Source organism: Mesorhizobium sp. M4B.F.Ca.ET.089.01.1.1 (assembly GCF_004022605.1).
GTDB classification, from domain to species: Bacteria; Pseudomonadota; Alphaproteobacteria; order Rhizobiales; family Rhizobiaceae; genus Mesorhizobium; species Mesorhizobium abyssinicae.
In genome coordinates, this window is record NZ_RZOS01001331.1 from 1 (window position 1) to 499 (window position 499).

Annotated in this window: 1 protein-coding gene; it reads left to right on the plus strand. The window is 56.1% G+C overall.

From position 1 onward, the window contains the following. Nucleotides 1-257 precede the first annotated feature (257 nt). A partial coding sequence (locus EN780_RS40085) for an SMI1/KNR4 family protein (protein ID WP_210215134.1) occupies nucleotides 258-499 on the plus strand: 242 nt, incomplete at its 3' end.

The following is a 499-nucleotide window of genomic DNA, read 5'->3' on the forward strand; positions in this document are numbered from 1 at the left end:
GCCTTGAAAAACGGCGCTCTCACCTTGGTTTCGGCAGCGACGGTGTTTCTGTCGGGGCAGCGGGAAAATCCCGGCGCAAACCGCTAGCTGAATTCATAACTGGGCTCACCGAAATGGTTTGGGAAGCGGGCGTTGCCATGCGTCCCCAAGCTGTTAAGTCTACTTCGCGTTGGAAAATAGCGAGCATGTCACTTTCGCGATTTGTTGAGAAGTGGACTACCCCTAGCTATCCCCCTGCGTCAGTCTTAGAGGGGGATTTGAGTGCCGCTGAGCAGCAGCTAGGCGTCCGCTTTCCCGAAGACTATCGACAAGCAGTACTCGACGTGGGATTGCCTCGGCCGACAATCGCGCTTTTGAACGCGATCGTCGTGCGTGGGCTGGATCTGCATGATCTCAGCAACTTCTATTCTCCGAAGGAGATAGTAGAGGAAACGCTTGGCTGGCGCGAGATCGGGATGCCTGATCGGCTTATCGCTATCGCCAGCGACGGGTCCGGAAA